Annotated in this window: 11 protein-coding genes; 9 read left to right on the top strand and 2 right to left on the bottom strand. The window is 43.2% G+C overall.

Annotated elements, in window-relative coordinates; all coding sequences use genetic code 11:
- Window positions 1-179: 179 nt before the first annotated feature.
- On the top strand, window positions 180-824 hold the full coding sequence (locus tag CAG69_RS04570; RefSeq protein ID WP_045545316.1) for a helix-turn-helix transcriptional regulator: 645 nt from the start codon (window positions 180-182) through the stop codon (window positions 822-824).
- 203 nt (window positions 825-1,027) lie between these two features.
- On the opposite strand, the gene CAG69_RS04575 is transcribed toward CAG69_RS04570, so the two are convergent.
- Window positions 1,028-1,777 (bottom strand): transglycosylase SLT domain-containing protein, encoded by a 750-nt coding sequence (locus tag CAG69_RS04575; RefSeq protein ID WP_161442947.1) that lies wholly within the window; start codon window positions 1,775-1,777, stop codon window positions 1,028-1,030.
- A 134-nt stretch (window positions 1,778-1,911) separates the two neighbouring features.
- Window positions 1,912-2,775, bottom strand: coding sequence for a LysR family transcriptional regulator (locus tag CAG69_RS04580; RefSeq protein ID WP_045545315.1), 864 nt, complete (start codon window positions 2,773-2,775; stop codon window positions 1,912-1,914).
- 314 nt (window positions 2,776-3,089) lie between these two features.
- On the opposite strand from CAG69_RS04580, the gene CAG69_RS04585 reads away from it, so the two are divergent.
- The 8 genes from CAG69_RS04585 to CAG69_RS22445 form a co-directional block, all read left to right on the top strand.
- Window positions 3,090-3,299: a Flp family type IVb pilin gene (locus CAG69_RS04585; protein WP_161442949.1), complete on the top strand. Its 210-nt coding sequence runs from the start codon at window positions 3,090-3,092 to the stop codon at window positions 3,297-3,299.
- Window positions 3,300-3,330: 31 nt separating this feature from the next.
- A complete protein-coding gene (locus tag CAG69_RS04590) occupies window positions 3,331-3,774 on the top strand; it encodes an A24 family peptidase (protein WP_161442951.1) in 444 nt (147 codons plus the stop codon).
- A gap of 16 nt (window positions 3,775-3,790) precedes the next feature.
- Window positions 3,791-4,633 carry a Flp pilus assembly protein CpaB gene (cpaB, locus tag CAG69_RS04595; RefSeq protein ID WP_045545312.1) on the top strand — a complete coding sequence of 281 codons (843 nt, stop codon included), beginning with the start codon at window positions 3,791-3,793 and terminating at the stop codon, window positions 4,631-4,633.
- Window positions 4,633-5,994, top strand: coding sequence for a type II and III secretion system protein family protein (locus tag CAG69_RS04600; protein ID WP_161442965.1), 1,362 nt, complete (start codon window positions 4,633-4,635; stop codon window positions 5,992-5,994). Before cpaB ends, CAG69_RS04600 begins: the two co-directional genes overlap by 1 nt.
- The gene (locus CAG69_RS04605; RefSeq protein WP_045545310.1) at window positions 5,991-6,467 is read left to right on the top strand and encodes a hypothetical protein; all 477 of its coding nucleotides are present in this window, start codon (window positions 5,991-5,993) and stop codon (window positions 6,465-6,467) included. Before CAG69_RS04600 ends, CAG69_RS04605 begins: the two co-directional genes overlap by 4 nt.
- Entirely contained in the window at window positions 6,467-7,702 is a 1,236-nt protein-coding gene (locus tag CAG69_RS04610; protein WP_045545309.1) for an AAA family ATPase, read from the top strand. Before CAG69_RS04605 ends, CAG69_RS04610 begins: the two co-directional genes overlap by 1 nt.
- Window positions 7,699-8,976, top strand: coding sequence for a CpaF family protein (locus tag CAG69_RS04615; RefSeq protein WP_045545308.1), 1,278 nt, complete (start codon window positions 7,699-7,701; stop codon window positions 8,974-8,976). The genes CAG69_RS04610 and CAG69_RS04615 overlap by 4 nt, the downstream gene beginning before the upstream one ends.
- The coding region (locus tag CAG69_RS22445) for a type II secretion system F family protein (protein ID WP_443087694.1) at window positions 8,973-9,537 on the top strand (565 nt) is incomplete at its 3' end. The genes CAG69_RS04615 and CAG69_RS22445, both read left to right, overlap by 4 nt.

Below are 9,537 nucleotides of genomic sequence, written 5' to 3' on the forward strand. Positions count from 1 at the left end.
GTATGGATAAAAATGTAACAGGTTCATACTTTTTAAGCCTTTTTCGGTGCTGAAAAGCAATGCGATATCATTCTGAAGTGCTATATTTTCTACTTAAAATGAAGATAAATTCTCTTTGCTATCCCCAATTAATTTTCTAACGGGGGTTGGTGAAACAGGTAAGTTAATGTGGTGGGACTATGGAAAAGAAGCACTTGATACTGCTAGCTGAGAGTAATTTACAAAGTAACTTAATAAAAAAACAGCTGTCTTCCATTCATGATGTCGATGTAAAGATAATGCAACCAGATGAAGTGGTGTTCAGAAGTCACTCACTCAGTATCGATTTGATGTTTATTGATTACGATTTTATGCGTCAGCTTGAAATGCAAGGAAAGTTACCAGATTTTGATCTATTTGGGTGGTCCTTTATGCTTCACAACGTCCCTTGTGAAAAAGTACAAACGGACTTACTGCATTGGAAGTTGTTAAAAGGAATTTTGCTCCGAAGCGCATCAGTGACACATATATGTGATGGCGCGGAATACGTACTGAAAGGTGGGTTGTGGCTGCCAAGAATGTACCTAGAGAAGTTAGTCCTCAATTACCGGCATGCAAATTTGTCCGAAGAACAGCAGCATGATGAGTTAACATGCAGAGAAAAACAGATTCTAGAGCTACTTGTGTACGGCATTTCAAATCAACAAATTGCTTCAAGACTTTTCTTATCTGAAAGTACAGTGAAAAGCCATATATACAAACTGTATAAAAAACTCGATGTCCATTCTCGTCATGATGCGGTTAAGTTGGTACGAATGAACAATGGCTTAACCGCAAAAAGTTAAGTTGTAAAGCATACAACCCATTGATTAATGATGTTTTTGATTTAAGGGTTGACGTATCAGACAGGCATATCGTAGAGGTGATAAGGTCACATCCGCAACATTGGTGAGGAAAGGTTTAGGATATCTCAGGGTTCTGCTCGATATTGATAACTTAGAATGCATAGCACTCGCATTTTGAGAACATTTTGGTTTGATAATTAATTTCAAGGATATGCGTCAAGATAAAGTGTATATAAACGCATGACTTTTGCAACATAAAGGCGCGTTTCGGGAATTGGTAATTTCTGTGTGAGTTCAAAATATAGCGCTTCTTCACTCATTTTATTCACATTGCGTGAAAACATGAGTAACGAGTTAGTCCTGCTAAGCGTTTGCATTACGCGAGATAAACCACAATTATAGGCAGAAATCACGACAAGCCGCCGCTTTGTGTCGGACGTTATCGCTTGCAAATGAACATTGTTTAGAATGTGCAAATAAGCACTTCCTATATCTATGTTTACCTCGGGCCGATATAATCTCTCGCTCTCTACCTGATGTTCATCGTGGTATTTTTGTGCTACTTCTAACGCTGCACCTTGAGGCATTATTTGCATTAACCCAATGGCGCCTTTATCAGAGCGTGCTTTAGGATTAAACGCACTTTCAGCGTCAATAATGGCAAATATTAGCGCAGGTTCGATTTGCCACTTTTCTGCCGCTTGAGACACTAATGGAACGTATTCCCAAGCAGAAAGGAGTCTTCGTGAAAATTTTGGAGCGCGATTCTCTAGTATTTTTGCCTGGCCTTTTCCTTTAAGCTCAACCATCTGAGTAGCTGATAGAGACGGGGGCAGGGGAGGGAGAGTTTTACTTTCAAGAAAACTGTGTTGTTGCTTCTGGATTTCATCATGATCCAGTGTGGTTATTTTTGCTTGGGTAAATAGCGCGCAGCTAAGTAGCGTTATAGTCATGGATAAACGTCGTCGCCATTGTATGAGCTTGTTTAGCCTTGATAGGGGGAGTTTACTCCCATTTAAAACCATGTCTCATTACCTTACGTTTTTGTCCACCAATAACCAAATATTGAGATCTTGTTGGCTTATTGCTAAACGTGAGGGATGTTCCCTTTTAGCCTGTCATGCAACCATTGATTGTATTTGCTGTACTCCGTATGAAGTGGCCAAATCAAAGAAGCGTATATTTGCTTGCTAAATAGACCAGTCTCATTGGGATATAGGGTCAGAATCTCAGCATATGGATTCTGTTCAAGAGCGTGCTGTGGTACAAAAGCAATGCCTTTTTGCGCGATACAAAGCTCAATCATTAATCTAATATCATCAAGCACCCAAACTAGATTATTGGCTACATTCGATAAATTTAGGATGTATTCGTGACCATCTAATAATAGTAGGCGAGATTTGTACGGTTTCGATACTTTGAGTTGTTGGGGATGCGTGACCCAATGACAATGTACGCAAAATAGCTCATCAATATTAAAGTTACGAGTAGTTCGGTGGTAAGGGTTGCCAATTGCTATGTCGATTTCATGTCTATCAATACAATCGACGAGCATGTGGCTAGGCATTGTTACAATGGTGAGCGCGAGCTCAGGAAAAGTATCGCACAAGGCAATCAAGGTCGATCTTACCTTAGGGCTAAAGACTAAAGGGTCAACTCCCAAACGTAAGCGCAATGATTGGCAATGCATTAATGACTCGGCGACGTGGTTCAAATCTCGGTATTTATTGACTAGAGGTGATACTAGTTGGTAGAGTTTTTTCCCCTGCTCCGTGAGCCCAATCTGTTGCGATTCGCGGTCAATCAAACGATAGCCAAGCATCCCTTCAAGGCTTTTAACTGCACCGCTTACGGTCGATTGTGATTTGCCCAACTTCCTCGCTCCTGCACTGAATGAGCCACACGTTACCACTGCATGAAAAGAGATTAGATTGTCGAATGCTAGTTTCATCTTGTTTCTCCTGTATCTATTGTAAGCGTAATGGATATTATTCTAATCGAATAATTTCTGGTTTTTTTTGTGATCAATACCTTTTTTTATGTCATAGATATGTGACCTTTTTTTCTATTGCTTAACATTATTTGGTTCAAAGTGACCTTATTGTCACTATATATTTATGATATTTAAGATTTTTAGATATTCGTGGAGTAAAAATAGTGAATTTCTATCGGTTTTACCGATAGCTGTTATTTTCGAGATGTTGAACCTCGGTCTATGCTCAAAGAGCAAGGCATTAAAATGCAAACAAGGAAGAGGATAACACCATGATTACTAAACTTTATGTCACCGCAAGCACCTACCTAAACAGCCTAAAAAACGATGAGCGTGGCGTGACCGCGATTGAATATGGTCTTATCGCCATTGCTATGGCAACCATGTTGGCTTTAGTTTTTTACGGCACTGACAGCTTAGTTGATGAGCTTCAAACTGGCTTCGATAAAATCACTTCAGCGCTAAAATCAGCTAGTAGCTAGCCGCGACTGTAAACCAATATTAGTTAACCCTGTGTTACTGATTTATGTCCTACTGGCTCTGCTCTGTGCGATGGTATCGTTTTCTGACCTTCGTCATCGCACGATAAAGAATCATCACGTAGGCATGATTGCGCTGTTGGCAATCGTTATTGGCAGTGCGGACTATACACTCGACAGTATTTGGATATTGGGTATTTGTTGGTCTGCGCTGCTTGTTCTTCACATTTTTAATGTAATGGGAGGGGGGGATGTAAAACTCATTGCTGCCTTTTCTTTGGCACTCCCAACCGCTTTTTTGCTGCCCGCTTTAATGCTTGTAGCTGTGTTTGGGGGCGTACTTACCACATTTTACCTGTGTAAACGTTGGTGGATAACTAAGAAAAGCGCGCAAGAGCATGTACAAATCGGCCTCCCTTACGGCGTTGCAATTTGCTGTGGCTTTTTCACAGCACTTCTATTGAATTCAGCCGTTTAATCGGTGGGAGGAGCGTATGCGATCTCGTATCGGGTTAGTGTTGGCACTGTTAGCACTGGTGATAGGTGGTTACGGGCTGTTTAGCCAAATGTCGACCCAAGCACCACAACAGGAAACCGTGGCCCAAGATAATAACTCTAATCAACCTCAAGTGCACTACGTTCAGGTATGGCGCGCCAAACACGATCTCACACGTGGCAGTGCCATCGGAATAGAAGACGTAGAAAGAGAGCAAATGCAGCTCGACATGGCATTGGAAGAGGGGATCAATAGCGATATTCAACTCGATTTTTCACCTTCCACGCTACTTATCAATGATGTGCCTCAAGGCAAAATTGTGTTTGCCGAATACCAAGTGGATGAGAGTGACCCAAGGCATATTGATGTGCTCATTACTGCAGGTAAGGAGCCGTATTCACTTTTGGTCAGTACACGTAACTTAGTCAAAGGTTATATTCGTCCTGGGGTGTATGTGGATGTGCTGTCAGTCGGTTCACCTCAAGAAAATCTTTCCGACGAGCGCAGGACGAGTATCGATTTTAACGGTGTGAGTGCGCGCCACATCTTACGTAACGTCAAAGTGCTCAGTGTGGGTAATTCCAAAGAGCCTGTGGACTCGCCTGTTAAATCCAACGTCAGCAGTGATGATGAAAAGCAGATCGTCATCGTGGTCGAAGTGGAGCCCAGTGATATCGCTAAATTATCCATTGCGCAAAAAACCATGTATCTCGAAGTATACAGAACACATCAATATCAAGAGCCAGTGTTCGCAGAAGTGCGTGACGTGATAGGAAATTACAGCGGTGTTGCCGAGTTAAGAGGCTCATCTCGACAATCAGCACAAGGAGAAGAGCTGTGATGGTAGGAATAATTAGAAACACTTGGCAATTTGGGTTGAGTGCATTGCTCTGCGTGTTGTTTAGCGCATCCCTGTATGCTGCAGAGCAATACATTACCGTGGGGGATGGTCAGCACATCGCGGTAGAGGAAGCTATCTCTACCATTTTTATCAGCGATCCAGAAGTCGTGGATTACAACGTCGTAAATGAAAATACAGTAGTTGTGTTTGCCAAGTCTGTCGGGCAGGCACGGCTTATCGTTTACGGTAATTCGGAAAAAGTGCTGCTCTCGCAGAGGATCATCGTTGATGTGGATCTCTCGCTCGTGCGTCGTCAAATCAAGCTGATGTATCCAGATCTAAATGTCAAAGTCGAGTCGGTGGGGCAGCAAGTTGCAGTAAGCGGTATCGTCGATTCTGAGCAACAACGTGATGATATCTATCGCATGGTGGCGACACTACTGGGGCGTAAGAAGGTAGAGAAATGGGAAGATACCGACATTATTGAGTTTAAGGGCGATGGGTTTGATGTACAGGAACCTCAAAGCATGATCTTTGCTCGTAACATGACGTGGGAAGGCATTTTGGAGTTGCTAGAAGTTGCCACGGATCAGCAAGTTAACGTTAAGATCTCTGTAGCACAAGTGACTGAAAGTTTCTCGAAAACTGTAGGTGTTGATTGGTCTTCTGTTGGAGCTGATGTGGGGGAGTTCTTATTCCAACAATTTGATGCCGCAGATTTAACAACATTGATTACAGCACTCGGAAATGAAAACGTAGCGCAAATTTTGGCTGAACCCAATCTTACTGTGATTTCTGGTGAGTCGGCAAGCTTTTTAGTTGGAGGTGAAGTACCAATTGTCGTTAGTACTAATAGTAACATCAACATCACCTTTAGAGAGTTTGGTATTAAGCTTGATCTCACTGCCAAGGTGCTGCATGAAGACAAAATCCGTATGCGCTTGATCCCGGAAGTTAGTGAAGTGGAAAGATACATTCGTGCTGCAGGTATAGAAGTACCGCAGTTTGCTACTCGACGAGCCATGACCACCATTGAGCTAGGTGATGGCGACAGCTTTGTCTTAGGGGGCTTAATGAGCAGTGCCGATCTTGAAGAGTTACAGAAAACCCCTCTACTGGGTGATGTGCCTATCTTGGGAGCGGCATTTCGGAAAGCATCCACAGACCGACGCCATACAGAGTTGATCATTGTTGCCACAGTCAATCTTGTTAAGCCAATAAAGAATAAAGAGATTCAACTTCCATACATCAGAAAAACCTCAACTCTGCACCGTTGGTTTAACGTGGATACTAATGACGTTGGCAATAAAGGCAATGACCCCACCATCAAATTGCTTTCTCAGGGAGGATTCATCCAATGAGACGAACATTAATGACATTGTTAGGTATCATTCTACTCACTGGCTGTGCAGAGCGTTACTTTTCGGGCTCTGGCGTAGAGGCCCTAATTTACCCAGAAACGCATGTGTATCAATTAACGATAAAATCGGTATCGGAATCTGCAGAGCAGCTCGGAGACATCATCGACAAAGTCAGTGAGATCGATTCCGGAGGCCATTATTTATTGGAATATCGCAACAGCAAAGGGAAAAAAGTGGTACAGCATACCCTGAAAACGAGAGCTACATTACCTTTGCGTGCGGACTCGTTCGAACTAAAGCCTAATAGCACTATAGATAGCGATCTGCTACTAACAGTTACTTACCATGCCATGATGACACAAGCGTGTAAACCGGCAGAAATTGAACGCGCTAACCCAAGCCGAAATTGCTTTTCTGAAGTGGCTAGGATGAAGCAAGTCTCTCACAAGGAACGCATCGTGGAGGGGTTATAATGTTTGATTTAGGAAAATCTCTTAATCAAAGCAAACCAGCGGTCTTAGAAGGTAGTCATGGCCCTGTAGGTTGTGTTCTGCTCCATCAAAGCGACGAATGTGTTGCCTTGGTAAAAGAAATGTTTGAGTTTGAAGGTTGGGCAGCACCAACCTGCATCAAGCAGAGTGCGGTGCCGAAAAACTTTTATTCAGAGCAAAGCGGAAATATGGTCATTTTGGAGCTTTCTGAATCGCAGGATATTGTTACTGATGCGCAAAGGTTGACTAACCAAATGCCGACTCACAAAGGTATTGTAGTGATAGGTACGGAAGATTCGATCAGTGTATTACGTCAGTTAAAGGATGTCGGGTTTTACTACCTGTTTTGGCCAATCAATAAGCATGAGTTTGCAGATTTCATTATGAACGTACACCGCAATTTACAAACCTATACTGGGGTGAGTAAGCAGCGTCGGGCAAAGCGTGTGGCTGTTGTTGGTAGTAAAGGCGGAATTGGAACCTCTTTCATCGCGACCGAGATCAGCTCTAAATTAGCATCGAACGATATCGATAATATTCTTGTCGACCACCAGTACAACAACAGCAACATTGATGTGTTACTGGCGTTAGACGACTTTAAACCACGTTCGATAGACGAGTATGCCGTTCCAATACATGAACTTGATACAGAAGGTGCCAACAGCTATCTAACGAAAATACGTAAAAACTTGCGCTTACTGTCGTTAGGCAGTGATCGATCTCAAGCAGAGGTTTTTAATTACAGTCAGGCATTGTGTGAGTTACTCAGTCGTAATACCAATTTCATCATTGAGGACTTCTCTGGCAGTATTGATTTTCACGTCGAACCCCATATGTTGATAGAAAACTACGATGTGGTCGTCGTGATTTTTGAGCCTTCCATTTCATCGATTCGGAATGCTCGAACCCTACTCGAACAGCTAGAAAATAAGCAGCTCTCGATGAGCAAACGGATTCGTATTATTACATTGGCCAATCATCACCGACCAGAGAACAACTTTGTCATTGAGCAAAAAGAGCTAAAACGATACTTAGGTTCGGAGGTGAATCTTAATATGGCCTACTGTCGTTCATTGTCGCATCTATTGCTCGAAGGCAAACGCGCTCACAAACACGATCGCAGTATTAGCCATACTATTGATGATCTCACACGTCTTATTAACGGGCAGCCAGCTCAGCACACTGGCGGTTTTCTCGCTAGGTTGGGGGTCAAATGAGTTCTAATAAAGAGGTTTATTCAGCGTTTAGAGCACAGATCTTCGAGGCACTTGATGTCGAAGCGATACAATCTCTTGCGCGCCCTGAGATCGAGGGGCAAATTCGCAATGCGGTAGATGTGTTAGCGACTAACTTTGATCGCCCCGTGACTAGTATGATGAAAGCAAGCCTTGTGAAAAGCATGCTAGATGAGTTGTTCGGTCTCGGTCCAATCCAGCCGTTGGTGGATGATAAAGCGATCACTGACATCATGGTCAATGGGCCTAATAATGTTTTTTATGAAAAACATGGAAAACTAGAAAAATCGGACATTACGTTTATCGACGAAGATCAAGTACGTACGATAGCCAAGCAAATTGCCGCGCGCGTTGGACGTCGTGTGGATGAGCTCTCTCCCACAGTGGATGCCCGTCTTAGTGATGGTAGCCGGGTTAATGTAGTGATTCCGCCGATAGCGTTAGATGGCACCGCCATCTCTATTCGTAAATTCCGTGAGCAAAATATAGGCTTAGAGGAGTTGGTCGAGTTTGGTTCTATGTCCATGGACATGGCAAGGCTCTTGTCTATCGCGTCTCGCTGCAGGATGAACATCTTGATCTCTGGGGGGACTGGGTCCGGTAAAACTACACTACTCAATTCGCTCTCTCAATATATTGGTGAAGATGAGCGCATTGTAACCATTGAGGATGCCGCAGAGCTGCGCCTACAGCAACCGAACTTGGTACGCATGGAAACCCGAGCTGAGAGCATTGAACATACAGGGCTAGTGACGCAACGGGATCTTGTGATCAACGCGCTACGTATGCGACCTGACCGTATCATCCTTGGTGAGTGTCGTGGCTCAGAGGCGTTCGAGATGTTGCAAGCGATGAATACAGGCCATGAAGGTTCCATGTCTACTTTGCACGCAAACTCACCACGAGATGCGATATCTCGTGTCGAATCGATGGTGATGATGGCGAATTTAAACCAACCGTTAGACGCTATTCGTCGTGCTATTGTCAGCGCTATTGAATTGGTGGTGCAAGTTAGCCGCTTGCGTGATGGTTCGCGAAAAATCACGAGCATATCAGAAATCATTGGACTAGAAGGTGATAGCGTGGTGATGGAGGAGATCTTTCGCTTCCAATATGAAGAAGTTGGGTATGGTGAAGCAGTCCGAGGCCGCTTTATTACTGAAGGCTTAATGCAACGCTCCGAGTTGGTGAAAAAAGCCCACTTTTATGGTCTCTATGACGAGCTAATGAAAGCGTTTCAAGGAGAAAGAAAATGATCTTATGGATATCTTTCATACTATTTTGTGTCGCGATTTTGTTCTTATTGAGTGGCAAAAAGAGCAAAGTAGAAAACTATTTCCCAGAAGTGGAGGTGGAGGAAGATATCATTACCGCAATTAACCTTAATGTGTTAATCGAACAAAAGCCGTGGCAACGTTTTAAAAACATGGTATCACCGGCAATAAAAGTGCTCGGACCCAGAGCATATGTGATCATTTTTATTTTCTTGTGTCTCTCGGCTTATATCAGTTATTACGTCGTGTATCAGTTACTGAATGTTGATTCGCGCTTGATGTCGTTTCTCATTTTTACTTTTTCAGTATTTTGGGGATATTTCTGGCTGCAAAATCGACGTCGTTTAGATTTTGAGAAAAAATTCCCCGATGCGTTGAATATTTTAATGAGTGCGGTGACCGCCGGTGAAAGTTTAATGCATGCCTTTTCGTTTGTAGGCGAGAATATGGATGGCGAAGTTGGACGTGAATTTAGGGAAATGGGTGAGCGACTTAAATTGGGAGAAAACCCAGAGAAAGTATTATTGCGCTCGTGCAAAGCAT

Origin of the sequence: Vibrio sp. V43_P6S15P86 (genome assembly GCF_009904725.1) — a bacterium.
In the GTDB taxonomy this organism is placed as follows: Bacteria; Pseudomonadota; Gammaproteobacteria; order Enterobacterales; family Vibrionaceae; genus Vibrio; species Vibrio diabolicus.